The sequence below is a fragment of the Neisseria sp. P0014.S002 genome, from assembly GCF_051958295.1.
Lineage (GTDB): Bacteria > Pseudomonadota > Gammaproteobacteria > Burkholderiales > Neisseriaceae > Neisseria > Neisseria flavescens_B.
The window spans coordinates 32951-57339 of sequence record NZ_JBQCVO010000004.1 but is presented as its reverse complement, the minus strand read 5'-3'; the positions used below and the strand labels follow the sequence as shown (position 1 = coordinate 57339).

Sequence of the window (24389 nt, the reverse complement as noted above, 5' to 3'; positions counted from 1 at the left end):
GGAGAGTGATTCTGTAACCTTTATGAATTTGGCCTACTAAGCATCTGACAGCCTCTATTCAGTAGGGCAGTGAAGGAACAAGGAAAGAGGCCGTCTGAAACGCCGCCGTATTGCCATTGACGCTGTGGGGAAATATGATGAGTATCCTGCTTACGGATAAATTTAATGAAAGCCCTTTATGAACAAAATCTTCTTAACGTCATGAACGCCAGCAAACAACAAATTATCATCGATGTTGCCTACCGACTGTTTCGCGAACAAGGTTTTTCCGCCGTATCTGTGGGCAGCATCTGCGCCGAGGCCGCCGTCAGCCGTGTTACCTTTTACAAATATTACAGCGGTAAAAACGCGCTCCTGCAGGAAATCGTTACCGAGCAGAAAAACCGAGTCCGTGCCGAATTTGAAAATCTGCTTGCACGGCAATGTAGCCTGCGTGAAGCTGCTGAAACCGTTTTTGCCTTGCAAAAACAATCGTTTGAAGAACTCTATTCCTCCGCCTTCCTGCGCGACATTGAAGAGAATACCGATTTGGAGCTGGAGCGATTTTTCCACGAATTGAACGAAGAAAAATACGCTTTTATGCGCGGCTTCTTCCATACTCTACAACAACGCCGCCTGATTCAGCCCGATTTGCCGGTGGAGCTCATCGATCTGTTTATCCGTCAGGCAGATATATTGATGTACCATCCGCAACTGGTTGCGCTTTATGCCGCTGCGCCGCAAAAGCTACCGCAGGATATATTAGGATTGCTGCTGCACGGTTTGTCGGGGAAAGAATAGATAAAAAAGAATAGAAAAAATTTCAAATATGAATATTCAGACGGCCTTTCAGTCAATAGCTACCGAAAGGCCGTCTGAACGTTTCAACGCGTTTACATACCGCAGTTTTTGGGTTTGTTTGCCAAAATATTGATGACTTTGCGTTCGGTTTTTTGAGGTTCGATTTTGATTTCGCTTTCGTATTCTTCGCTGCCGTCGGAGAAACGTTCCGGCATTTTTTCGCTGTCAAACGCTAAGTCACCACCATGTTTCAGGTTTTGACCGCGTTCCAAGCCGACAAAGTCGAAGAGTTCGGTATCGGCCAAATGCGAAGGAACGACGTTTTGCAGGGCGGAGAACATCGATTCGATACGGCCGGGAAAACGTTTGTCCCAATCGCGCAGCATGTCGCCGATGACTTGGCGTTGCAGGTTGGGCTGCGAGCCGCAGAGGTTGCATGGGATGATTGGGAATTGTTTCAGTTCGGCATATTTGATCAAGTCCTTCTCTTTGACATATGCGAGAGGACGGATGACGATGTGTTCGCCGTTGTCGCTAACCAGTTTGGGCGGCATGGCTTTGAGTTTGCCGCCGTAAAACATATTCAGGAACATAGTGGCAAGGATGTCGTCGCGGTGGTGTCCCAAGGCGATTTTGGTGCAGCCCAATTCTTTTGCGGTTCGATAAAGAATGCCGCGGCGCAGGCGGCTGCACAGCGAACAAGTCGTTTTGCCTTCGTCCAACACGCGTTTAACTGTGGAGTAGGTGTCTTCTTCAACGATTTTATAGGGAACACCGATGCTTTCGAGATAGGTCGGTAATACTTCTTCGGGGAAACCCGGCTGCTTTTGGTCGAGATTGACGGCGACCAGTTCGAAATCAATCGGCGCGCTGGCTTGGAGCTGGCGCAGGATGTCTAATAGGGCGTAGCTGTCTTTGCCACCGGAGAGGCAGACCATGATTTTGTCGCCCGGCTCAATCATGTTGAAATCGTTAATGGCATCGCCGACGGCATGGCGCAGGCGTTTGCTGAGTTTGTTGTTTTCTAATTCTTGCTTGGTTTTTTTGGACATGGCTGTTTGTGCTTTGAAATAATAGAAAAATTTAAGGGCGGTATTGTACCGCAAAAGAATAAAGGCCGTCTGAAAAACTGAGTTGGTTTGGTCAATGCGGCATTTTCAGACGGCCTGATATTTGTGCTTTATTTGATTTGAAGGGCGGTAATTTTGATTTCAATCTTCCAGTCGGGTGAGGCCAGTTTTGCTTCCACGCAGGCGCGGGCCGGAGCGCGCTCGGGGGCTGTCCATGCGTCCCAGGCTTCGTTCATGGCGGCGTAGTCGTTCATATCGGGCAGATAAATGGTGGCTTCTAAAATGTGGGCTTTATCGGATTGGCATTGGGCGAGCCATGAATCGATTTGTGCCAAAACATTTTCAGTTTGCGCTTTGGCATCGGCTTCAGGATTTTCGGGAACCATGCCCGAGAGGAAAACCAAGCCGTTGGCCACGACGGCTTCCGAATAGCGTTTGCTTGTGCCAAGATAGCGGATGTCCATGTTGTCTCCTGATTTCAAAAAGAAGGTATGGTAACATTGCAGTTGTTTACGTTCCACATTTAAGAGGGGCCGTCTGAACAGGGTGGCGGCAAACAACCATGAGTAAAGCAGAATATCCGGTTACGCAGGCAGTGCGCTTTTTACGCAGTAAGAAAATCGATTTTGTCCCTTATGTTTATGCGTATGAAGAACATGGCGGTACGGCGCTTTTTGCCGAATGTACGGGGAAGCCCGAGCATCAAGTCATCAAAACGATCGTCTTGCAGGATGAGCATAAAAAAGGCTTGGTTGTTTTAATGCACGGCGACAAACATATTTCCACCCGCAATCTGGCGCGCGAACTGGGCTTGAAACACATCGAGCCGGCAACGGCGGATCAGGCGGCGAAATGGACAGGATATTTGGTCGGCGGGACATCACCATTCGGTATGAAAACCGCTTTGCCGGTTTATATGGAAGAAAGCATTTGGGCTTTGGACGAGATTTTTATCAATGGCGGCAAGCGTGGGTTTATCGTAGGCATGAAGCCTGAAAACCTGCGGACGCTCAATCCGCAAGATGTTCATGTTGCAGTAGATTCATAAAGGACTGGAAAACAGATGGAACAAGTAAATTTATACGAAGTTTTAGGCGTGTCTCAGGATGCTGATATCAACGTTATCCGCGAGGCTTATGGCAAATTAGTGGCCAATCCGGATATTCAGAAAGATGCGGAGCGGTTTAAAGCCATCGGACAGGCATTTGAAGTATTGTCTCATCCGGAAAAACGTCTGGCTTATGATGCGGCTATGCAGTACGAGCGTCAGGAAACCAATACCGACAACTTCACTAATATGGCGACAAATGTGGTCAATACGCCCAACTCTGACGTGAAAAACTATGTTTTTATTGCTTATGTTACATATGCTGTGGGCTTATTAATTTTGTTTACCCCCGTTGTCGGTGTGATTATGGCGTATGTTAAACGCGATGAGGCTCAAGGTAGCATTTACGCCAGCCATATCGATTATTTGATTAAGACATTTTGGGTGTCTTTGGTGGGTACGGTTTTGGGAACTTTTACTACACTTATCTTAATTGGTTGGTTGATTCTGTTGGTAACTGCCATTTGGTTTATTTACCGTGTAGTCATCGGACTGATTAAACTGAATGAAGATAAGCCCGTCTCCACTCAAGGATGGTTCTAAAGCATGGCATATTTATTGGCAAGTATCGTTTGCAGCGTGTTGGTTTCCGTATTGCTGAAAGTGGCGCGCAAGCAAAAAATCAATATCGAGCAGGCGGTGGCGGTGAACTATATCGTTGCTATAACCTTGACCATGCTGGTATTAAAGCCTGATTTGAGCAATCCGCAGGTATTTTTACCGACTTGGTGGCTTTTTGCGGCCTTGGGTATATTGCTGCCAAGCGTGTTTGTCATTATGGGCAAATCCGTAGATGCGGCAGGTATCGTCAAGTCGGACTCAGCGCAACGATTATCGCTGTTTCTGCCGATTGTCGCTTCATTCACGCTTTTCCATGAGCAGTTGACTGAAGGCCGTCTGATTGGTTTGGTATTGGCATTTACGGCACTGTTTTTCTTGCTTTGGAAAAGCGATGGCGGCAAGAAATCCGGCGGCTTCAGCACGCAAGTAATGCTGCTTTTGAGCGTTTGGTGCGGCTACGGCGTCATCGATATTTTGTTCAAACAAGTGGCGAAAAGCGGTACCGCTTTTGCCGGTAATTTGCTGGTGGCGTTTTGTTTGGCCGGTATCTTGATGTTTGGCTACCTGTTTGCCAAAGGAAGCAAATGGACCAAAGAGGGCATAGTGGGCGGTATGATTTTGGGTTGCCTGAACTTTTTGAATATTGTTACCTACATCTCGGCACACCAAATCATGAAGGATAATCCGACTTTGGTATTTGCCGGTATGAATATTGGCGTGATTGTATTGGGTACGCTGATTGGTGCGGCAATATTTAAAGAAAAAATCAGCAGCATTAATGCAGCCGGTATCAGCATTGCTATTTGCTCGATAGCCTGCCTGTTTTACTGGCCGCAGATTCGCAGTTTGGTAGGTTAAAAATACTTATGCCGTCTGAAAATTTTCAGACGGCCTTATTTTTATTATAAAATAACCATTCATGCGCCGATTTGGCCGTATGGGAATTATTTTGCGCTTACGGGCGTTTCTATGTTAAACAATAAGTTGAACTCACACAATAATATCGATAGTTACATCATGAAACATATTAAAAAACACATTCAATGCGCCGTTCTCGGTATGCTAATATTGTCCGGCTGTCAATCGTATCAGGAAGATCAAAGCCGCCGCAGTAAAATGGCTCAATTCGCGCTGAACCATCCCGTGGCCGCCCAAGTTATCGGCATGGAAGACGAAGGTTTAATCAATATGACCAGCAATGTCGCACGTTTTGCCGAGCGTACAGGTTTGGACGACAAAGCAAACGGCGACAGCAGGGGAACACAGGTCAATGCCGTACGCCAAGCATTATGGCAGGCGGCGATTGCTTCTAAATTCGACAGCATTATTGCCGAAAAAGCAGGTAATGCGCGTTTGACGGATATGGAGTTGCGAGAAGGTAAAGACGACTACTTCAGCCGTTACCTTGCCGACCAAGCGGTTGATCAGCGCAACAACCGTATCGGCCGCAGTATCGGCAGTGCCAAGCCCGACAGCGATATGAAAACGTTGGTGGCAAGCATTTTGTTCTACTACAACAAAGTAGGCTTATGGACGGCTTCCGAAGTGAACAACCGTTGGCACATCAAACAGGAAAAACTTTCAGACGGCCAGTATGCCGAGGCATTGAAAAATATCGCCAAATTGGATCAAAACGGTATGACCGAACAGGAACGTAATAGTTATAAAACCGGTACGCTCAGCGAAATCAAACGTTCGGTCAAAGCCATACGTCAAGTCGAAGACTGATTTTAAGACTTCATTATTTAAAGGCAATTATTATGAATTTCCCTCCGCGTTATGTCTCAAACACCCGTATGCGCCGTATGCGTAAAGACGATTTTTCACGCCGTCTGATGCGCGAGCATACTTTGACGGCAGATGATTTGATCTATCCGGTTTTTGTATTGGAAGGTCAGAATCAGGAAGAGGCAGTGCCGTCTATGCCTGGCGTCAAACGCCAAAGTTTGGACAAATTGTTGTTTACCGCTGAAGAGGCGCTGAATCTCGGTATTCCTATGCTGGCTTTGTTTCCCGTGGTAACGCAAAACAAAACCGAGTTTGCGGAGGAGGCTTATAACCCGGAAGGCTTGGTACCGACAGTAGTGCGAACCCTGCGCGAGAAATTCCCAGAGTTGGGTATCATGACCGACGTTGCCTTGGATCCCTACACCATTCACGGCCAAGACGGTTTAACCGATGAAAATGGCTATGTCCTGAACGATGAAACCATTGAAGTTTTGGTAAAACAGGCTTTGTGTCATGCCGATGCGGGCGCACAAGTCATTGCTCCGTCAGACATGATGGACGGACGTATTCTTGCCATCCGTGAAGCCTTAGAAGATGCCGGACATATCCATACGCGCATTATGGCGTATTCGGCAAAATATGCTTCAGCGTTCTATGGCCCGTTCCGCGATGCCGTCGGCAGCTCCGGCAATTTGGGTAAGGCAGACAAGAAAACCTACCAAATGGATCCTGCAAACACTAACGAAGCCTTGCACGAAGTCGCATTGGATATTCAAGAGGGCGCAGATATGGTAATGGTAAAACCGGGTTTGCCATATCTGGATGTCGTCCGCCGAGTTAAAGATGAGTTCGGCGTACCGACTTATGCTTACCAAGTTTCTGGCGAATATGCCATGCTTCAGGCAGCCATTCAAAACGGTTGGCTGGATGGCGAAAAAACCATTTTGGAAAGCCTGTTGGCATTCAAACGCGCCGGTGCCGATGGTATTTTGACTTACTATGCGATTGAAGCGGCAAAATTGTTGAAGAAGTAAAATAAAGAAATAAATTAAAAAGCGGCAAACAGTGTTTATCCTGTTTAGCCGCTTTTTTGTATTACTTAAGATTGGCTTTATAGGAGCCGACTAAAGTTCATTTTTTTAAAATCTAAAGAGTTTTGCATAAATAAAGGCCGTCTGAAAAAACAGTCTACTGTTTTTTCAGACGGCCTTATATGATTTAAACCTTAGTGATGGCTACAACCGCCGTGGGTTTCACGTAATGCTTCGGCTGCTTGTTCGTCTGCATGGTAGCTGGAGCGGACCATTGCACCGATGGCAGCATTAGTAAAGCCCAATTCGTATGCTTCTTTTTCAAAAACTTTAAATTGGTCAGGCGTTACATAGCGTAGGACGGGCAGGTGGCCGTCTGAAGGTTGCAGATATTGGCCGATGGTAATCATCTCGATATTGTTGGCACGCATATCGCGCATGATTTCGCGCACGTCCTCGTCTGTTTCGCCCAAGCCGACCATGATGCCGGATTTGGTCGGGATATGGGGCATCATTTCTTTGTAGCGGCGCAGAAGCTCGAGGGAGTGTTGGTAGTTGGCACCCGGACGGGCTTTTTTATACAGGCTTGGATGGGTTTCCAAGTTGTGGTTCATTACGTCGGGTGGTGTTTCTGCCAAGATTTCCAGTGCGATGTCCAGACGGCCACGGAAATCGGGAACAAGGATTTCGATTTTGGTATTCGGGCTGGTTTCGCGGATGGCTTTGATGCAGTCGGCGAAATGTTGGGCGCCGCCATCACGCAGGTCGTCACGGTCGACGGAAGTAATCACGACATAGCGCAGGTTCATGGATTTGACGGATTCGGCCAAGTGTTTAGGCTCGTCAGGATCCAACATATTGGGGCGGCCGTGACCAACGTCGCAGAACGGGCAGCGGCGGGTACAAATATCGCCCATGATCATGAATGTGGCTGTACCCTTGGTAAAGCATTCGCTGATGTTTGGACAAGATGCTTCTTCGCACACGGTATGCATTTTTTGTTCGCGAAGAATATTTTTGATTTCAAAGAATTTCTTGCCCGGTAATTTGGCGCGGATCCACTCGGGCTTCTTCAATTTTTGTTCCAATGGAACAACTTTAATCGGAATACGTGCAGTTTTGTCTGCGCCTTTTAGTTTGATGCCACGTTTGGGGTCGTGTTTTACTTCTTCACTCATGGTGATGTGTTCTTTCTGTCGTTATAAAGGCCGTCTGAAAAGCTGATTGCGACCTTTATGGCCTAAGGGCTTGTGGGTTCAGAGGGGCTGTTAAAGGATGGCGTTGGGGCTGAATATTTTCAGACGGCCTTATGCCAGCTCTTTTTGTAAATGCTTGGTCAGTTTGTCTGCAACTTCTGCCAAACTGGGTGCCGGAGAGACATAGTCGGCAATTTGGGTCATTTCCATACCGGCATAACCGCAGGGGTTGATATGGGTAAACGGACTTAAATCCATGTTCACATTGAGAGCCAAACCGTGGTAAACGGAGCCGTCTTTGATACGCAGGCCCAGGGAAGCGATTTTACGCTCGCCAACATAAACGCCGGGACGTTTGGGGTCGGCGGCTGCTTCGATGCCGTATTCTGCCAAAGTGGCGATGATGCTGTTTTCAAGTGCGGAAACGATATGGCGAACGCTGGTTTTACGGCGTTTGAAATTGATCATCGTATAGACGACCAATTGACCTGGACCGTGATAGGTAATTTGACCGCCTCTGTCGATTTGGACAACGGGAATATCGTCGCGGATGAGGAGGTGTTCGGGCTTGCCGGCCAAGCCTTGGGTAAATACGGGCGGATGTTCGACCACCCATAATTCGTCTTCGGTATTTTCGTCACGCGAGGCATTAAATGCCTTCATGGCTTCGAAAGTCGGCAGGTAATCGACCAAGCCTTTGTGCACGATTTTCATTACAGCACCACTTTTACCAATTCGTGTGCAGTCAGGTCGCGGTAGATATTGTCGAGCTGCTCTTGGTTGTCGACATTTACTTTGACGGTTGCGCCAGTGTAGTTGCCTTTGCTGCTTGGACGCGTAGTGATGTGGTGCGGCTCGGTATCGGGAGCGTGTTTACGCACGGTTTCCAAGATGGCGGATTCAAATTCGGGATGAACTGCACCCATAACTTTCAAGGGGAAAGTGCAGGGGAATTCAATCAGTGATTTTTTTTCAGTTGAGTCTGTCATGGTTTACTGCCTTGTTTGGTTTACTCGGGCCGTCTGAAAAGTTTTCAGACGGCCCGAAATCCGATATATTTTATCGTAAACGTCCATATCGGGCTATTAAAAATGATGTTTTCGAAAATAGGTGCGGATAAGCTGTTTTCAAGTCTTGAAATGCAGCGCTTCAGCCCAATTTTGAGCTACATTCTGATTTAACAATGATTGAGATTTCTAACTATGCCGACAAAAGACAAATATTTCGAGGAATACAGTGCGCTGGCTACCTTGCCTTTACGCGATGTCGTGGTGTATCCGCATATGGTATTGCCGCTGTTCGTCGGTCGTCCTAAATCGATTGCGGCCCTTGAGGCGGCAATGGCCAATGATGATCCGGTTTTCCTGTTGGCCCAGCTTGACCCTAATACAGAAGACCCTAAAGCTGAGGATTTGCACCAGACCGGTACGGTTGCCCAAGTTTTGCAGGTTTTGAAGCTGCCTGACGGCACCGTTAAAGTATTGGTAGAAGGTATCCGTCGTGCGCGTGCATTGACGGTTGATGAAACAGGCGGATTGTTTTTGTCCCATGTTGAGGCGATTGATGAGAATAGCGACAAGGATAATCCTGAAATTGAGGCCTTGCGCCGTACTCTGCTGACTCAATTTGAGCAATATGCGAAGTTGAACAAAAAAATCCCTGCCGAAGTCATCAGCACCATCAGCAGTATTGATGACAACAGCCGCCTTGCAGATACCATTGCCGCGCATTTGCAGCTGAAATTGGAGCAGCGTCAATATGTATTGGAGACTGCCGGTATTGTTGACCGTTTGGAATTTCTGCTGGCGCAGTTGGAAGCCGAACTCGACATCATGCAGGTTGAGAAACGCATCCGTGGCCGCGTGAAACGTCAAATGGAAAAATCCCAACGCGAGTATTACTTAAATGAGCAAGTGAAAGCGATTCAGAAAGAGTTGGGCGAAGAAGACGAGCGCGGTGAGCTGGATGCGCTGGAGAACAAAATCAAAGAAGCAGGCATGAGCAAAGAGGCTGAAGAAAAATGTCTGTCTGAATTGAAAAAACTGAAAATGATGCCGCCTATGTCTGCGGAATCTACCGTCGTGCGCAACTATATCGATACTTTGCTTGAGTTGCCGTGGAAGAAAAAATCCCGTGTCAGCAAAGATATTGCCAAGGCTGATTTGATTTTGAATGCCGACCACTATGGTTTGGAAAAAGTCAAAGAGCGCATTTTGGAATATTTGGCTGTTCAAAAACGTATGGACAAGCTCAAAGGCCCGATTTTGTGTCTGGTTGGTCCTCCGGGGGTGGGTAAAACTTCCTTGGGTGAGTCGATTGCCAAAGCCACAGGCCGACAATATGTGCGTATGGCGTTGGGCGGCGTGCGTGATGAAAGCGAAATCCGAGGCCACCGCCGTACCTATATCGGCTCTATGCCGGGCAAAATCCTGCAAAACATGGCGAAAGCGGGTGTGAAAAATCCATTGTTCCTGCTTGATGAAATCGACAAGATGGGCAGCGATTTCCGTGGCGATCCGGCCAGTGCTTTGCTTGAGGTGCTTGATCCTGAGCAAAACAACAAGTTCGCCGACCACTATGCCGAAGTCGATTATGATTTGAGCGACGTGATGTTTATTGCCACTTCAAACAGCTTGAATATCCCGACTCCGCTGCTTGACCGTATGGAAATTATCCGTTTGTCCGGTTATACGGAAGATGAAAAAATCAATATCGCCATGCAATACCTTGTGCCGAAACAAATGAAGCGCAATGGTGTGAAAGAGGGCGAGTTGGTGGTTGATGAAAGTGCGGTACACGATATTATCCGTTACTACACCCGCGAGGCCGGTGTCCGCTCGTTGGATCGTGAAATTGCCAAAATCTGCCGCAAAGTAGTCATGCAGGTTACCTTGAATGAGGACAAGAAAAAAGCGTCCAAATCCAAAACAGTAAGCAAGGCCAAGCCTAAAGCGATTAAAGTTACTGAGAAAAATCTGCATGACTATCTGGGCGTACGCCGTTTCGACTATGGTGTGGCAGAAAGCGAAAACCGCATCGGTCAGGTAACCGGTCTGGCTTGGACGGAAGTCGGTGGCGAGTTGTTGACTGTTGAGGCGGTTGCCTTGCCGGGCAAAGGTACGATTCAATGTACCGGCCAACTGGGCGATGTCATGAAAGAATCGGTATCTGCCGCATGGTCGGTTGTCCGTTCCCGTGCTGAGTCAGTGGGTCTGGCTCCTGATTTTTACGAGAAAAAAGACATTCACGTCCATGTGCCTGAAGGTGCGACACCGAAAGACGGTCCGAGCGCAGGTATCGCCATGACTTTGGCGATGGTTTCTGCCTTCACCAAAATTCCGGTGCGTGCGGACGTGGCGATGACCGGCGAAATCACTTTGCGTGGCGAAGTTTTGCCGATCGGCGGTTTGAAAGAAAAACTGCTGGCTGCTTTGCGCGGCGGGATCAAGCATGTATTGATTCCAAAAGACAACGTCAAAGATTTGGAAGAAATCCCTGAAAATGTCAAAACCGGTCTGACCATTCATCCGGTCAAATGGATTGATGAAGTGTTGGCTTTGGGTTTGGAAGCTCAGCCTGAGCAATGGGCGGCTGAATTGGCAGTTGCCGAGACCCCGCAAACTTCTAAGGCGAAGTCAAGAACAAAAGCAACCAAGCATTAAGTTGGTCGTCTGATGTTGCAAAAAATGTGGTTTTGCCCTGAATGCCACAAAAATAGGGCAATTCCACATCTTTTACTTGACATGATAATTTCAGAATTGCTATAAAGTGCGTATGTGCTTTAAAAGTGCTTAAGCCCCGAGTATTCGGGCATTTCATCATTTTTTACGATAGGAAGGGACTAATTGTGAACAAGTCTGAATTGATCGAAGCAATTGCTCAAGAAGCCGGCATTTCCAAATCTGCTGCGCAAAAAGCTTTGGATGCTACTACTAATGCCGTAACCAACGCATTGAAAAACGGCGACACTGTTACTCTGGTCGGTTTCGGTACTTTCTACGTCGGCGAACGCGCCGAACGTCAAGGCCGCAACCCTAAAACTGGCGAGCCTTTGACTATTGCTGCTGCTAAAACTCCTAAATTCCGTGCCGGTAAAGCATTGAAAGACGCTCTGTAATTTAGAGTCTTTCCCTGAATGGGAATAAAAAACCGATTTGATTCGGTTTTTTATTTTGAAGGCCGTCTGAAAGTTTTCAGACGGCCTTTAGTTTGTTGAGTGTATAAAAAGGCTGAAATCCTAATGATAAAAGGATTTCAGCCTTTTTAGTTTATCTTGTTACATTTGATTTTTACATCAATAAGATTTATCATTAGCAAAGAAAATAACAATACTTAAAACAAACCGCACTTATTGAAAGAAGTAGCGAATAGCCACTCATAACCAACCTTTCAAATGTGCCACACATTCGTCAGCACTTCTCACATTTCTAATAATCTGATTTTTTAAAACAAATGAAAAGAGAGGCTTATGTCTACCATTCCTTTGTCGCGCCTGAAAAAAGGCGCAGTCGTACATATTGATTCCATCGTTTCCAATCCTGTTTTTGGTGATTTGGATACCTTGGTAACCCGTCGCCTTGCAGATTTGGGTTTTTCCAGCGGAATGCCGTTGCAAGTGATTGCAGTGGGTGGTTTTGGGAGAGGCCCGTTTGCGGTACGTTTGGGTAACCAATCTCAATTTTCCCTGCGTTTGGAAGAGGCTGGGAAGATTATGTGTCGTATCGTTGAGGCCGTTTAAGGCCGTCTGAAAGAATAAGGAAAAATGATGGAACTAAGCTATTTTGCCTTGATTGGCGCGCCAAACTGCGGCAAAACCGTTTTGTTCAACGGTTTGACCGGCTCACATGCCAAGGTTGCCAATTATCCGGGCGTAACTGTCGATAAGCGCGAGGGCGCCTTCCTCGACGACGAGGCCGTCCGCATTATCGACCTGCCGGGCACATACAGCCTACGCACGACCAGCCCCGACGAAGCGGTGGCGAAAGATGTAATGGTAGGCAAGATGGGCATTCCGCCCGATGCCATTATTGCCGTTGCCGACGCGACCAACCTGCGTATGACCCTGCGCATGATTTTGGAACTGAAAACGCTGGGACTGCCTATGGTGGTGTCGCTGAATTTGAGCGACGTGGCCCGCAAAAGGGGCTTGAATATCGACGCGGCCAAACTGAGCGAGTTGTTGGATGCACCTGTTTTGGAAACAGTTGCAGTGAGCGCGTCGGGTGTACAGGCTGTACGCGAAGCCGTGGCGAAGCTGCCGCGCAAACGCTCTTTCCCCGCAAACCCCGCCTCTGCCGAACGCACGCTCGATGCGCTGGATAGCGACAAACTTTATCAAGAAGTCGAATCGATTTTGGCACAAGTGGTACGCACCCAGATGACGCTGCCCGCATGGCACAAAAAACTCGACGACATCGTGCTGCACCCCGTCTGGGGCATGATTATGCTGCTGGTCATCCTGTTTATGGTGTTCCAAGCGGTTTACACATGGGCGGCGCCGATTATGGACGCCATCGAAGGCGGCTTTACCGCGCTGGGCGAATGGATAGGCGCCAACATGGAGCCGGGCATCCTCAGCGACTTGCTCGTCAACGGCGTCATTGCCGGTTTGGGCAGCGTGTTGGTGTTCCTGCCGCAGATTACGATTTTGTTTGCCTTTATCCTGCTATTGGAAGACTCAGGCTATCTGCCGCGTGCAGCCTTCCTGCTGGATAACATCATGGCAAAAAGCGGTTTGTCCGGCCGTTCGTTTATTCCCCTTTTGTCCAGCTTTGCCTGTGCCGTTCCTGCCGTGATGTCGGCGCGTACCATTAACGACCCGCGCGAACGCCTTGTTACCATCGCGGTTGCGCCGTTGCTGACTTGTTCCGCACGTTTGCCAGTGTATGCGCTGATTATCGCCGCTGTTATTCCTGACCGTACAGTGGGTGGGATTTTCAACCTGCAAGGCCTGACATTGTTTATTCTTTATATCGTAGGCATTCTGTCGGCTGCATTGGCAGCGTATATCATGAAACGCTTGGCGCGGATGAAAGGCAATGTGCAACAATTCCCACTTTTGATGGAATTGCCGACTTTCCGTACGCCTAACTTCAAACACATCATGACCAGCTTGTGGGATAGGGTTAAAGCCTTCCTGAAACGCGCCGGTACCATCATTTTTGCGTTGGCCGTGGTTCTGTGGGGCTTGGTAAGCTGGCCGCAACCGCCTGAAGGCGCAACCGGTGCCGCCATCGATTACAGCTTGGCAGGTACGCTTGGTCATGCTATTCAGCCGTTTTTTGCACCTTTGGGTTTTACTTGGGAAATGTGTATCGCCATGATTCCGGGTATTGCCGCGCGTGAAGTGGTCGTTGCCGCATTGGGTACCGTTTATGCCGTCAGCGCGTCGTCTGAAGATGCCGTACAAAACGCATTAATTCCCATCATACACAACAACTGGGGCCTGCCGACCGCCTTTGCCTTCTTGGCTTGGTATGTGTATGCTCCGATGTGTGCCGCGACTTTGACCGTAATTAAACGCGAAACCAAATCCACGAAAAATATGCTTATGATTACAGGCTATTTGTTCCTGATGGCTTATTTTGCCGCATTCGTGGTTTACCAAATTTCTTCAAGGATACTATCATCATGACTCAATATATTATCGTCGGCTTGATTATGCTCGCCTGCGTATTCTTTCTCTTGCGAAAATTCGTGTTCAAACCGAAAAAACGCGACTGCAGCAGCGGCTGCGGCAAATGCGGCGGTTGCGGTTAAATAAAGAGGGTTAGGTAAAAGGCCGTCTGAAACTCTTTCAGACGGCCTTTTGTATGTTTGGACTATGGTTCAAACAACAGAAGCATCGAATATGATGTCAGTACTCGAGAAACTACAAAATAGTAAGCTATCAACCAAACAACTGTGGAATGTATCTGCAATATCAAAATATCGGATCACTAAGACTTGCCTATTTACCAACTCTAAATATCATTTACAAAATGTAATGTATCTTAATTAATTATGATATAATGCATAATAAATATTTAAATACTTAGGAGATACTATGGAAATTTTTCTACTGATAGTTTTTATTATATTAATAGTGATTTCATATTGCTATTGGAGATTTAATAAAAATTCAAAATGGATAGACCAACAAACCTTATTACCTATCCAAACTTTTGTTGAAATGGCTGATTTATTAGATCCTGTGTACAGAAGAGTTGCGTATAATAACTTAGTATTTCAAGCTGTACATCTTCTGAATAATACCTACCTACCTACCAACAAAACTATCTCATTATGATATAATAAAATTAAATTGGAATCCCATTGTTTTTATCAAATTATTAATTGTATTTTACAATGTAAACAATATGAATTGGGACACTGGATATTACAACTATAAACAGCGAGAAGAGCACGAGAAAATACTCTCGTTACAAAGCAGAATGTATGTATTAACACTAATGTTTGAAGTAATTCAAAAAAGAGGTGTGATTTGTTTATATGCGTTAGCTGCAGATTTGGGGAAAATACTAGAATCTGAAGCTGATTTTCTTTTGGAGGATTTAAGACGAATCTTTGAAGAACCAGTTAGAAGTAAGTTTTCTAATTGCATATAATCAGCCTATTTGTCAATTAAAAATCCACATGCTAAACACAACGCAGGAAGTATAAGTTGTGATATGTCTCAATAAAATCTATAGAACACCCAAAATATCGGTCTAGCAGCCAATATGCTTCCATAATTAATTCTCAAAAAAGGTCGTCTGAAAACCAAACTCCGGTTTTCAGACGACCTCAATCATTCCAAACTTTAAACCAACCTTATTTCAACGCTTCCAGCAGCTTCCCGTGTATCCCGCCGAAACCGCCGTTGCTCATCACCAAAATATGATCGCCTGCTTCGGCATTTTTCACGATTTCGGCGACGAAGGCATCGAAGTCTTGCCCGACGTGCAGCTTGCCGCCCAAAGGCGCGAGAGCTTCGGCGACGTCCCAGTCCACGCCGCCGGCGTAGCAGAACACTTGGTCAGCATCTTTGAGGCTTTCGGGCAGCGCAGCTTTCATGGTGCCGAGTTTCATGGTGTTGGAACGCGGCTCGAGGACAGCGAGGATGCGTGTGTTACCGACACGCTGACGCAGGCCTTCGATGGTGGTTTCGATGGCGGTCGGGTGGTGGGCGAAGTCGTCGTAAACAGTGATGCCGTTTACCGTGCCTTTGATTTCCATACGGCGTTTGACATTTTTAAATGCACTCAAAGCTTCACAGGCTGTCTGAATATCAACTCCGGCATGACGTGCGGCAGAGATGACGGCGAGGGCGTTCATGCGGTTGTGTTCGCCCATTAGTTCCCAAGCGACGTATCCGACTGTTTCGCAGTGATGGTGTACATCAAACGAGCCGTCGGCATGAACGGTACCAACCTGCCAGCCTTGTTCGGTACCGAATTTTTCTACGGGCGTCCAGCAGCCTTTGTCCAAAGTGTCTTGCAGGCTTTGCTGTTGGCCGTTGCAGACGATGAGGCCTTCAGACGGCACGGTGCGTACCAAATGATGGAATTGGGTTTGAATGGCGCCCAAATCGGCAAAAATGTCGGCGTGGTCGAATTCCAGATTGTTCAAAATGGCGGTACGCGGACGGTAGTGTACGAATTTGGAGCGTTTGTCAAAAAAGGCAGTGTCGTATTCGTCGGCTTCGATAACGAAGAATGGGGATTTTGAGTTCGGGTCTTGGCGCGGCGTTTGCGGCAGGCGGGCGGAAACGCTGAAGTTTTCCGGTACGCCGCCAATCAGGAAGCCTGGTGCGAGACCTGCATATTCCAAGACCCATGCGAGCATGGAGGCGGTAGTCGTTTTGCCGTGCGTCCCCGCCACGCCGAGCACCCAGTGTTGGTGCAATACGTTTTCAGCCAGCCATTGTGGGCCGGAAATATAAGGCAGACCTTTGTTCAAAATGGCTTCAATCACATCCATGCCGCGTTTGGCAACATTACCGATAACGTAAATATCGGCTTTAAATTCGTCTAATTGAGATGCATCAAAACCTTCGTGTACGTCTATGCCCAAGGCTTCGAGCTGGGTGCTCATCGGCGGATACATCTTTGCGTCGCAACCGCTGACTTTAAAACCTGCTTCTTTGGCAATAGCTGCTACGCCGCCCATAAATGTGCCGCCGATACCGATAATGTGGATGTGTTTCATGATAAAACCGTCTTGGGGATGAATTAATTTTAAAGCCGTCATTATAACGGAGTTTGGATAAAGAGGTCGTCTGAAAAGTAAAGCGGCAATAAGAATAGGGGATGACACATACGAAGCAGTGGATGTCAGTCACTTTAAAAACGGCCGCACTGAATGCATTCGTCCTGTTTCAGAAGAATCGCTGGCATTTGTTGGTACTTTGCTGCAGGGAAATCCATCTCGTGAAGCACTGGATGCCGCATTAGCCGAACACAAAGCACGCATTAAAGCTTGCAAACTCGGTCAAGGTCCAAACCGTCACTTGCTGGGTCTCAAATTGATGGCAGCTAGAGCAGGCGGCAAGCTTCCTGAATTCTATAAAGATGAAGGCTATCAAACCTTTACTACCGATTTTCTTTCTATTTCAACCGTAGGTGGCAACAGTACGGTAGTAAACTTTGCTTTTGCACCGACTTCAGTGGGCGGCTTGGGCATCAACTATACAATCACACCGGAAGGCTGGCTGTATACGGTAAGTCATACTCAAGAGCAACAAGAGAAAGTCAACACATTCGTAGATGCTCTGAAAGTAGGCGGAAAAAATCTGCTCGAATTTCTCAATGCTTGATAGTGTGAGATTTTCCGCAGATTGAACCTAAGTCAATCATAGAAAACTGATACATAAAATGCCGCTTGAGTGATAAGTGGTATTTTTATTGTCTATGGTTTCTATGTTTATTCAGGCAGATAGTGATGGTTCGAGGTCTCAGAAAAGTTGTGGCTGTAATTGTGAAAATAATGCCGTCTGAAAATAAGTTCTAAGTAAACCACGCTACGACTTATTTTCAGACGGCATTTGTCTTCTGTATTTTACGATTTCTATTAAAGTGCTGCTTCTGAGCGTTCTCCGGTACGAATACGGATGGCTTCTTCAACCGGATAAATAAAGATTTTACCGTCACCGATTTTGCCGGAATGTGCGGTTTCCACAATGGCGTCAACAGCCTGATCGACTTTGTCGTCAGACAATACCAATTCGATTTTTACTTTGGGCAGGAAATCAACAGCATATTCTGCCCCACGATAAATTTCCGTATGGCCTTTTTGGCGGCCGAAGCCTTTAACTTCGCTGACAGTCATGCCGGTAATACCGATTTCAGTCAGGATTTCGCGTACATCGTCGAGTTTGAAAGGTTTGATAATAGCTTCGATTTTTTTCATATTGAGTCTCCTTGTTTGCGAAAAGGCCGTCTGAAACATTCAGACGGCCTTTGTTCCATCAAGTTCGTTCAAATTTTATTTGAGTGAACTTATTTCTTTTTCTGAGCAGGCAGGTCGGTACATACGCCCAATGCCACTTCCGCAGCCATACCGATGGATTCGCCCAGGGTTGGGTGTGGGTGGATGGTTTTACCGATATCGGCTGCATCACAGCCCATTTCGATGGCTAAGCAGACTTCACCGATCATATCGCCGCCGTTAGGGCCAACGATACCGCCACCGATGATGCGGCCGGTTTCAGCATCAAAAATCAGCTTAGTGAAACCATTGTCGCAACCGTTGGCAATCGCACGGCCGGAAGCAGCCCATGGGAAGTTGGCTTTGGTGATTTTGCGACCGGAGGCTTTGGCAGACAACTCGGTTTCGCCAACCCATGCCACTTCAGGAGAAGTGTAGGCAACGCCCGGAATAACGCGTGCGTCGAAGTAGGCTTTGTGGCCGGCACAGTTTTCAGCGGCAACGTGGCCTTCGTGAACGGCTTTGTGTGCCAACATCGGTTGACCGACGATATCGCCGATAGCGTAGATGTGTGGCACGTTGGTGCGCATTTGTTTGTCCACTTCGATAAAGCCGCGATCAGTTACGGCAACACCGGCTTTCTCAGCGCTGATGAGTTTGCCGTTAGGCGCACGACCGGCAGCTACCAGTACGGCATCGTAACGTTGTGGTTCTTTAGGCGCATTTGCACCTTCGAAGGTAACGTAAACGCCGTCTTCTTTAGGCTCGACAGCAACAGTTTTGGTGTTGATCATGATGTTGTCAAAACGGTATTCGTTTTGTTTTTGCCATACTTTAACCAAGTCGCGGTCTGCGCCTTGCATCAGGCCGTCCATCATTTCAACAACATCCAGGCGAGAACCCAGAGTGCTGTAAACTGTACCCATTTCGAGACCGATAATACCGCCACCGATGATCAACAGTTTGTCCGGTACTTCTTTCAGAGCCAAAGCGCCGCTGGAATCGATGATGCGTGGATCTTCAGGGATGAAAGGCAGTTTGGTTACGCGGCTGCCTGCTGCAATGATACAGTTTTTGAAGGCAACGATTTTTTTCTCACCGGTAGGAGTCGCTTGTTCGTACACTTCGCTGGTCGTCAGAGAAACTTCCAAGTGGTGCGGATCCAAGAATTGGCCGTCACCTTGGATAATGTCCACTTTGCGGCCTTTAGCCATACCGGCCAAACCGGTAGTCAGACGGGAAACAACGCCGTCTTTGTAGGCGCGCAGCATATCGATATCGAGTTCAGGCTCAGGGTATTTGATACCGTTGGCAGCCAAGTGGCGTACTTCATCGATAACGGCAGCATTGTGCAACAGCGCTTTGGAAGGGATACAGCCGACGTTCAAGCAAACGCCGCCCAAAGTTTTGTAACGTTCAACGATGGCAACTTTCAAGCCTTCATCAGCAGCGGCAAATGCAGCAGAATAACCGCCAGGGCCGCCACCCAATACGACCACGTCGTACTCTGCATCGGCAGAACCGCCGAATTGCGCGGCTTGCGGTGCAGGAGCGGCTGCTTTAGGTGCTTCTTGTGCAGGCGCGGCAGGCGCTTCGGCTTGAGGAGCAGCAGCTGCACCTTCGGCCTCAACGACAACAATCAAACCGCCTTCGGAGATTTTGTCGCCCACTTTAACTTTAACTTCTTTGACTACGCCTGCAACTTCGGCAGGTACGTCCATAGTCGCTTTATCGGTTTCCAAAGTAATCAGGGTATCGTCCACAGCAATGGTATCGCCCACATTTACTTCAACCGCAATAATATCTACATTTTCGTGACCGCCAATGTCGGGCACTTTCAATTCAACTAAGCTCATGTCTAATCTTTCTGAATGATGTTCGGACTTCTTTTTTTCAGACGGCCTTTTTATTTGAGGCCGTCTGAAAATGCTCGGATTACAGAGTAATGCGGCGGAAGTCTTTCAACAGGTTAGCCAGGAATACGGTGAAGCGCATACCGGCGGCACCGTCGATGACACGGTGGTCAAAGGACAGGCTCAACGGGCACATCAGGCGAGGAGCAAATTCTTTGCCGTTCCAAACCGGTTTGATTTGGGATTTGCACACGCCCAAGATAGCAACTTCAGGAGCATTCACGATTGGCGTGAAGCCTGTACCGCCGATACCGCCCAAGCTGGAAATGGTAAAGCATGCGCCTTGCATTTCTTGAGGTTTGAGCTTGCCTTCGCGGGCTTTTTTAGACAATTCGGTCAGCTCTTGGCTGATTTGTTTCAAGCCTTTTTGATCTACGTCTTTGATGACTGGAACAACCAAGCCGTTTGGCGTGTCGGCAGCGAAACCGATGTTGAAGTAGTTTTTCAGCACCAAGTTGTCGCCATCCAGAGAGGCGTTGAATTCAGGGAAGGCTTTCAGCGCAGCAACAGAGGCTTTAATGATGAACGCCAATGGAGACAGTTTCACGCCTTCGCGTTCCCATTCTTTGTTCAGCTGTTTGCGGAATTCTTCCAATTCGGTCATGTCCGCTTCTTCATGTACGGTAACGTGAGGAATCACAACCCAGTTGCGAGACAGGTTTTGACCGGAGATTTTCTTAATGCGAGACAGTTCTTTAACTTCGACGCTGCCGAATTTAGAGAAGTCAACTTTAGGCCATGGCAACAAGTCCAGACCAACGCCCAAAGAAGCAGCGGCAGGTTTGCCTGCACCGCTTTGCATAACGGATTTAACGAAGGCTTTAACGTCTTCGCCCATGATACGGCCTTTCAGACCGGTACCTTTGACTTGGCCCAAATCTACGCCCAATTCGCGAGCCAGTTTACGAGCAGAAGGACCTGCGTGAGCTTTGGCAAACGCAGCTTCGTCGATTTTGGCAGCAGCAGGAGCAGCAGGTGCAGGCGCAGCGGCTGGTGCAGCAGGAGCTGGAGCGGCAGCTGGTGCAGGTGCGGCAGCTTGAGCGGCAGGAGCTGGAGCTGCTGCAGCAGAGCCAGCAGTTTCTACTTCGATGATGGCGGATCCTTCGGATACTTTGTCGCCAACTTTCAGGAATACGGCTTTAACCACACCAGCTTCGGTACATGGTACGTCCATAGTGGCTTTATCGGTTTCCAAAGTAATCAGGGTGTCGTCAACGGCAACAGTGTCGCCGACTTTAACTTCAACAGCAATAACGTCTACGTCAGAGTGACCGCCGATATCAGGTACAACAACTTGTACGGTAGCGCCACCGGCAGGAGCGGCTGCGGGCGCAGCAACTGGAGCAGCAGGAGCTTCTGCTGCAGGAGCCGGAGCGGCATCAGCAGCGGCAGCACCGGTTTCAACGGTCAGAATAACGCCGCCTTCAGAGATTTTATCGCCAACTTTCACTTTAACTTCTTTCACGACGCCGGCTGCATCAGCAGGCACATCCATAGTGGCTTTGTCGGTTTCCAACGTAATCAAGGTGTCGTCAACGGCGATGGTGTCGCCCGCTTTGACTTCTACGGCGATGATGTCGACGTTTTCATGACCGCCGATATCAGGGACTTTGATTTCTACGATACTCATTTGAGTTCCTTTAACATTTTCAGTTTGATGCCGTCTGAAAACTGTTTCTTACGGCATCGGTACAGTTTGTTCAAGCCATTCAAGCATTCGGTTTCCAGACGGCCTGATGTCTGAATAAAGCAAACAGGCCGTCTGAAACATCAATTAGCGTTTCCAGCTTGGAGCCACATCGGCATTAATGCCGTATTTTTCAATGGCTTGCTGAACGGTTTCTTTGCTGACTTTGCCTTGCTCTGCCAATGCGCTCAATGCTGCCACGGCAACGTTGTAGCGGTCCACTTCGAAGAAGCGGCGCAGGTTGGCACGGCTGTCGGAACGGCCGAAACCATCGGTACCCAAGACATGGTAGTCGTTCGGGATGTACGCGCGGATACGGTCGGCATAGCTGCGGATATAGTCGGTAGCGGCGATAACCGGACCGTCATGACCTTGCAGTTGTGAGGTAACGAAAGGCACTTTTTCAGCTTCCAGCGGATGCAGGCGGTTGAAACGTTCTACTTCGATGGCGTCGCGGTGCAACAGGTTGAAGGACGGGCAAGACCAAATGTCTGCTTCTACGCCGAAGTCGGCTTTCAGCAATTCGGCACCGGCAATCACTTCTTGCAGGATGGTGCCGGAACCCATCAATTGAACTTTCTTGTCGCCTTTGTCACCGGCTTTCAGCAAGTACATACCTTTCAGGATGTCTTGTTCCACGCCTTCAGGCATGTCAGGATGAGCGTAGTTCTCGTTCATCAGGGTGATGTAGTAGAACACGTCTTCGTTATTGGCATACATACGGCGCAGACCGTCTTGTACGATAACAGCTACTTCGTATTGAAAGGTCGGATCGTAAGAAACACAGTTCGGGATCAAATCGGCTTGAATGTGGCTGTGGCCGTCTTCGTGTTGCAGGCCTTCACCGTTCAGTGTTGTACGGCCGGCAGTACCACCCAACAGGAAGCCGCGTGCGTGCATATCGCCGGCAGCCCATGCCAAATCGCCGACACGTTGGAAACCGAACATAGAGTAGTAAATGTAGAAAGGAATCATCGCAAAGTTGTTGTTGGCGTAGCTGGTTGCAGCCGCGATCCAGTCAGCCATTGCGCCTGGCTCGTTAATACCTTCTTGCAAGATTTGACCGTCAACAGATTCTTTGTAGAACATCAGTTGGTCTTTATCTTGAGGGGTGTATTGTTGACCTTTAGGGTTCCAAATACCGTATTGGCGGAACATACCTTCCATACCGAAAGTACGGCTTTCGTCAGGAACGATAGGTACAACGCGTTTGCCGATTTTTTTGTCTTTCAGCAGAGTAGACAGGATGCGTACGAAAGCCATGGTGGTTGAGAATTCACGGTCACCGCTGGATTTCAGTTGAGCATCAAATGCTGACAGCTCAGGCACTTCCAGAACGTCTTGGGTAGGGTTGCGTTTAGGCAGGTAACCACCCAAAGATTCACGGCGTGCGTGCAGGTATTTGTATTCTTCGCTGTCAGGAGCAAAAGTCAGGTAAGGCAGGTCGCCGCTGTCGATTTGCTCGTCAGTTACCGGAATGTCAAAGCGGTCACGGAATTGTTTCAGAGACGCTTTATCCATTTTTTTGGCTTGGTGGGCAACGTTTTGACCTTCGCCGGATGCGCCCATACCGTAACCTTTAATGGTTTTAGCCAAGATTACAGTAGGTTTGCCGTCTGCGTGGTTCACAGCGCGGTCGTAAGCGTTGTACACTTTTTGAGGGTCATGACCACCACGGTTCAATGCCCAAATTTGTTCATCGGTCATATCGGCGACCAATGCTTTCAGTTCAGGTGTATTGAAGAAGTGTTCGCGAACGTATGCACCGTCTTTGGATTTGTAAGTTTGGTAGTCACCGTCCAGGCACTCTTCCATGCGTTTGCGCAGAATGCCGTCTTTGTCTTTTGCCAAGAGGCGGTCCCAACGACGACCCCAGATGACTTTCACAACATTCCAGCCGGCGCCGGCAAAGTTGCCTTCCAGCTCTTGAATGATTTTGCCGTTACCGCGTACTGGGCCGTCCAAACGTTGCAGGTTACAGTTGATGACGAATACCAAGTTGTCCAAGCCTTCGCGTGAAGCCAGAGCAATAGCACCTTGGCTTTCAGGTTCGTCCATTTCGCCGTCACCACAGAATACCCATACTTTACGGCCTTTGGTTTTAGCCAGACCGCGAGATTCCAAGTATTTCAGGAAGCGTGCTTGGTAAATCGCCATCAATGGGCCAAGACCCATAGATACGGTTGGGAATTGCCAGAAGTCAGGCAACAGGTGAGGGTGAGGGTAAGAAGGCAGACCTTTGCCGTCAACTTCTTGACGGAAGTTGTTCAATTGGTCTTCAGTCAGACGGCCTTCAACGAACGCGCGTGCGTAGATGCCAGGGGCAACGTGGCCTTGAAAGAATACCAAATCGCCTTCTTCGCCTTCACCTTTAGCTTTCCAGAAGTGGTTGAAGCCGACTTCGTACATAGTGGCGGCTGATTGGAAAGATGCAATGTGTCCACCCAATTCCAAATCTTTTTTACCCGCGCGCAAAACGATAGCGGCAGCGTTCCAACGAACGAATGCACGGATGCGGTGTTCGATGTTTTGGTCGCCAGGGATGCCTTTTTCGTCTTCAACGGAAACGGTGTTCAAGTATGGAGTAGTGGTGCCGTGAGGCATGCGGATGCCTTTGTCACGGCTGTATTTGACCAAACTTTCCAGCAGGTATTGGGCGCGCTCGCTGCCTTCATATTCTAAAACAGAGCTTAACGCGTCTAACCATTCTTTGGTTTCAATTGGGTCAACATCGTGTAATTGGGTGGACATAATATCTATCCTTGTGTTGAGTGTTTTTCAATGACGGAGTATTACTCCGATATTTTCGTTTGCGAACAGATGTGAGTTAAAAACGAAAATTCCTAGAGTCAAATTCGAAAAAGTTTTAATTACTGAAATATTTTCAATACGTTATAAGCGTTGATGA

The 24389-nt window shown here is 48.0% G+C and carries 23 protein-coding genes; 13 read left to right on the top strand and 10 right to left on the bottom strand.

Annotated elements, in window-relative coordinates; genetic code table 11:
• The first annotated feature begins 165 nt into the window (after positions 1-165).
• A complete protein-coding gene (locus ACTHSX_RS05660; protein WP_314589065.1) occupies positions 166-780 on the top strand; it encodes a helix-turn-helix domain-containing protein in 615 nt (204 codons plus the stop codon).
• Positions 781-872: 92 nt separating this feature from the next.
• On the opposite strand, the gene ttcA is transcribed toward ACTHSX_RS05660, so the two are convergent.
• Together ttcA and ACTHSX_RS05650 are read right to left on the bottom strand one after the other, a co-directional pair.
• Positions 873-1832, bottom strand: a complete 960-nt coding sequence (gene ttcA, locus ACTHSX_RS05655; RefSeq protein ID WP_440377062.1) for a tRNA 2-thiocytidine(32) synthetase TtcA — start codon at positions 1830-1832, stop codon at positions 873-875.
• Positions 1833-1960: 128 nt separating this feature from the next.
• Complete coding sequence (locus ACTHSX_RS05650; RefSeq protein WP_049323177.1) at positions 1961-2314, bottom strand: RidA family protein; 354 nt, start codon at positions 2312-2314, stop codon at positions 1961-1963.
• Between the two features lie 98 nt (positions 2315-2412).
• Between ACTHSX_RS05650 and ACTHSX_RS05645 the strand changes: the two genes are divergently transcribed.
• From ACTHSX_RS05645 to hemB, 5 genes are all read left to right on the top strand, one after another.
• Positions 2413-2898: an aminoacyl-tRNA deacylase gene (locus ACTHSX_RS05645; RefSeq protein WP_440377061.1), complete on the top strand. Its 486-nt coding sequence runs from the start codon at positions 2413-2415 to the stop codon at positions 2896-2898.
• 15 nt (positions 2899-2913) lie between these two features.
• Positions 2914-3501, top strand: a complete 588-nt coding sequence (locus tag ACTHSX_RS05640; protein WP_440377060.1) for a DnaJ domain-containing protein — start codon at positions 2914-2916, stop codon at positions 3499-3501.
• Between the two features lie 3 nt (positions 3502-3504).
• A complete protein-coding gene (locus ACTHSX_RS05635; RefSeq protein ID WP_440377059.1) occupies positions 3505-4377 on the top strand; it encodes an EamA/RhaT family transporter in 873 nt (290 codons plus the stop codon).
• A 159-nt stretch (positions 4378-4536) separates the two neighbouring features.
• The gene (locus ACTHSX_RS05630) at positions 4537-5247 is read left to right on the top strand and encodes a DUF6973 domain-containing protein (protein ID WP_440379655.1); all 711 of its coding nucleotides are present in this window, start codon (positions 4537-4539) and stop codon (positions 5245-5247) included.
• A gap of 32 nt (positions 5248-5279) precedes the next feature.
• Positions 5280-6281, top strand: a complete 1002-nt coding sequence (gene hemB / locus ACTHSX_RS05625) for a porphobilinogen synthase (RefSeq protein ID WP_039863499.1) — start codon at positions 5280-5282, stop codon at positions 6279-6281.
• A gap of 191 nt (positions 6282-6472) precedes the next feature.
• Here the strand turns inward: hemB and lipA are convergent, their stop codons facing one another.
• From lipA to ACTHSX_RS05610, 3 genes are all read right to left on the bottom strand, one after another.
• Positions 6473-7456 (bottom strand): lipoyl synthase, encoded by a 984-nt coding sequence (gene lipA, locus ACTHSX_RS05620; RefSeq protein WP_070591250.1) that lies wholly within the window; start codon positions 7454-7456, stop codon positions 6473-6475.
• 129 nt (positions 7457-7585) lie between these two features.
• Positions 7586-8188 carry a lipoyl(octanoyl) transferase LipB gene (lipB, locus tag ACTHSX_RS05615; RefSeq protein ID WP_049344799.1) on the bottom strand — a complete coding sequence of 201 codons (603 nt, stop codon included), beginning with the start codon at positions 8186-8188 and terminating at the stop codon, positions 7586-7588.
• Positions 8188-8463, bottom strand: a complete 276-nt coding sequence (locus tag ACTHSX_RS05610) for an HP0495 family protein (protein ID WP_250579846.1) — start codon at positions 8461-8463, stop codon at positions 8188-8190. The genes lipB and ACTHSX_RS05610 overlap by 1 nt, the downstream gene beginning before the upstream one ends.
• A 213-nt stretch (positions 8464-8676) precedes the next feature.
• Between ACTHSX_RS05610 and lon the strand changes: the two genes are divergently transcribed.
• The 6 genes from lon (at position 8677) to ACTHSX_RS05580 (ending at position 15081) form a co-directional block, all read left to right on the top strand.
• Complete coding sequence (lon, locus tag ACTHSX_RS05605; RefSeq protein WP_440377057.1) at positions 8677-11136, top strand: endopeptidase La; 2460 nt, start codon at positions 8677-8679, stop codon at positions 11134-11136.
• A gap of 185 nt (positions 11137-11321) precedes the next feature.
• On the top strand, positions 11322-11591 hold the full coding sequence (locus ACTHSX_RS05600) for an HU family DNA-binding protein (protein ID WP_003683413.1): 270 nt from the start codon (positions 11322-11324) through the stop codon (positions 11589-11591).
• 351 nt (positions 11592-11942) lie between these two features.
• A complete protein-coding gene (locus tag ACTHSX_RS05595; protein ID WP_049344802.1) occupies positions 11943-12212 on the top strand; it encodes a FeoA family protein in 270 nt (89 codons plus the stop codon).
• Between the two features lie 27 nt (positions 12213-12239).
• Positions 12240-14108 (top strand): ferrous iron transporter B, encoded by a 1869-nt coding sequence (gene feoB, locus ACTHSX_RS05590; RefSeq protein ID WP_070615952.1) that lies wholly within the window; start codon positions 12240-12242, stop codon positions 14106-14108.
• Complete coding sequence (locus ACTHSX_RS05585) at positions 14105-14233, top strand: FeoB-associated Cys-rich membrane protein (protein WP_003683546.1); 129 nt, start codon at positions 14105-14107, stop codon at positions 14231-14233. The genes feoB and ACTHSX_RS05585 overlap by 4 nt, the downstream gene beginning before the upstream one ends.
• A 599-nt stretch (positions 14234-14832) precedes the next feature.
• Positions 14833-15081, top strand: coding sequence for a hypothetical protein (locus ACTHSX_RS05580; protein ID WP_440377056.1), 249 nt, complete (start codon positions 14833-14835; stop codon positions 15079-15081).
• Positions 15082-15286: 205 nt separating this feature from the next.
• On the opposite strand, the gene mpl is transcribed toward ACTHSX_RS05580, so the two are convergent.
• A complete protein-coding gene (mpl, locus tag ACTHSX_RS05575) occupies positions 15287-16663 on the bottom strand; it encodes a UDP-N-acetylmuramate:L-alanyl-gamma-D-glutamyl-meso-diaminopimelate ligase (protein ID WP_440377055.1) in 1377 nt (458 codons plus the stop codon).
• A 118-nt stretch (positions 16664-16781) separates the two neighbouring features.
• On the opposite strand from mpl, the gene ACTHSX_RS05570 reads away from it, so the two are divergent.
• Complete coding sequence (locus ACTHSX_RS05570) at positions 16782-17270, top strand: choline/carnitine O-acyltransferase (protein ID WP_440377054.1); 489 nt, start codon at positions 16782-16784, stop codon at positions 17268-17270.
• A 254-nt stretch (positions 17271-17524) separates the two neighbouring features.
• Here ACTHSX_RS05570 and ACTHSX_RS05565 read toward each other — a convergent pair whose 3' ends face one another.
• The 4 genes from ACTHSX_RS05565 to aceE all read right to left on the bottom strand — a co-directional run bounded on the left by ACTHSX_RS05565 (position 17525) and on the right by aceE (position 24232).
• On the bottom strand, positions 17525-17863 hold the full coding sequence (locus ACTHSX_RS05565) for a P-II family nitrogen regulator (RefSeq protein WP_314589097.1): 339 nt from the start codon (positions 17861-17863) through the stop codon (positions 17525-17527).
• Between the two features lie 89 nt (positions 17864-17952).
• The gene (gene lpdA / locus ACTHSX_RS05560) at positions 17953-19737 is read right to left on the bottom strand and encodes a dihydrolipoyl dehydrogenase (RefSeq protein WP_440377053.1); all 1785 of its coding nucleotides are present in this window, start codon (positions 19735-19737) and stop codon (positions 17953-17955) included.
• Positions 19738-19816: 79 nt separating this feature from the next.
• Complete coding sequence (gene aceF, locus ACTHSX_RS05555) at positions 19817-21424, bottom strand: dihydrolipoyllysine-residue acetyltransferase (RefSeq protein ID WP_440372893.1); 1608 nt, start codon at positions 21422-21424, stop codon at positions 19817-19819.
• Between the two features lie 144 nt (positions 21425-21568).
• Complete coding sequence (aceE, locus tag ACTHSX_RS05550; RefSeq protein ID WP_295849213.1) at positions 21569-24232, bottom strand: pyruvate dehydrogenase (acetyl-transferring), homodimeric type; 2664 nt, start codon at positions 24230-24232, stop codon at positions 21569-21571.
• Positions 24233-24389: the final 157 nt, after the last annotated feature.

Excerpts from the sequence above, each read along its gene's own strand:
- aceF (WP_440372893.1), bottom strand. The coding sequence starts at position 21,424 with ATGAGTATCGTAGAAATCAAAGTCCCTGATATCGGCGGTCATGAAAAC.
- ACTHSX_RS05580 (WP_440377056.1), top strand. The coding sequence starts at position 14,833 with ATGAATTGGGACACTGGATATTACAACTATAAACAGCGAGAAGAGCAC.
- ACTHSX_RS05610 (WP_250579846.1), bottom strand. The coding sequence starts at position 8,463 with ATGACAGACTCAACTGAAAAAAAATCACTGATTGAATTCCCCTGCACT.
- feoB (WP_070615952.1), top strand. The coding sequence starts at position 12,240 with ATGGAACTAAGCTATTTTGCCTTGATTGGCGCGCCAAACTGCGGCAAA.
- ACTHSX_RS05640 (WP_440377060.1), top strand. The coding sequence starts at position 2,914 with ATGGAACAAGTAAATTTATACGAAGTTTTAGGCGTGTCTCAGGATGCT.
- ACTHSX_RS05630 (WP_440379655.1), top strand. The coding sequence starts at position 4,537 with ATGAAACATATTAAAAAACACATTCAATGCGCCGTTCTCGGTATGCTA.
- mpl (WP_440377055.1), bottom strand. The coding sequence starts at position 16,663 with ATGAAACACATCCACATTATCGGTATCGGCGGCACATTTATGGGCGGC.
- hemB (WP_039863499.1), top strand. The coding sequence starts at position 5,280 with ATGAATTTCCCTCCGCGTTATGTCTCAAACACCCGTATGCGCCGTATG.
- ACTHSX_RS05635 (WP_440377059.1), top strand. The coding sequence starts at position 3,505 with ATGGCATATTTATTGGCAAGTATCGTTTGCAGCGTGTTGGTTTCCGTA.
- lipA (WP_070591250.1), bottom strand. The coding sequence starts at position 7,456 with ATGAGTGAAGAAGTAAAACACGACCCCAAACGTGGCATCAAACTAAAA.
- lon (WP_440377057.1), top strand. The coding sequence starts at position 8,677 with ATGCCGACAAAAGACAAATATTTCGAGGAATACAGTGCGCTGGCTACC.
- ACTHSX_RS05595 (WP_049344802.1), top strand. The coding sequence starts at position 11,943 with ATGTCTACCATTCCTTTGTCGCGCCTGAAAAAAGGCGCAGTCGTACAT.
- ttcA (WP_440377062.1), bottom strand. The coding sequence starts at position 1,832 with ATGTCCAAAAAAACCAAGCAAGAATTAGAAAACAACAAACTCAGCAAA.
- lpdA (WP_440377053.1), bottom strand. The coding sequence starts at position 19,737 with ATGAGCTTAGTTGAATTGAAAGTGCCCGACATTGGCGGTCACGAAAAT.
- lipB (WP_049344799.1), bottom strand. The coding sequence starts at position 8,188 with ATGAAAATCGTGCACAAAGGCTTGGTCGATTACCTGCCGACTTTCGAA.
- aceE (WP_295849213.1), bottom strand. The coding sequence starts at position 24,232 with ATGTCCACCCAATTACACGATGTTGACCCAATTGAAACCAAAGAATGG.
- ACTHSX_RS05650 (WP_049323177.1), bottom strand. The coding sequence starts at position 2,314 with ATGGACATCCGCTATCTTGGCACAAGCAAACGCTATTCGGAAGCCGTC.
- ACTHSX_RS05565 (WP_314589097.1), bottom strand. The coding sequence starts at position 17,863 with ATGAAAAAAATCGAAGCTATTATCAAACCTTTCAAACTCGACGATGTA.
- ACTHSX_RS05645 (WP_440377061.1), top strand. The coding sequence starts at position 2,413 with ATGAGTAAAGCAGAATATCCGGTTACGCAGGCAGTGCGCTTTTTACGC.
- ACTHSX_RS05585 (WP_003683546.1), top strand. The coding sequence starts at position 14,105 with ATGACTCAATATATTATCGTCGGCTTGATTATGCTCGCCTGCGTATTC.
- ACTHSX_RS05660 (WP_314589065.1), top strand. The coding sequence starts at position 166 with ATGAAAGCCCTTTATGAACAAAATCTTCTTAACGTCATGAACGCCAGC.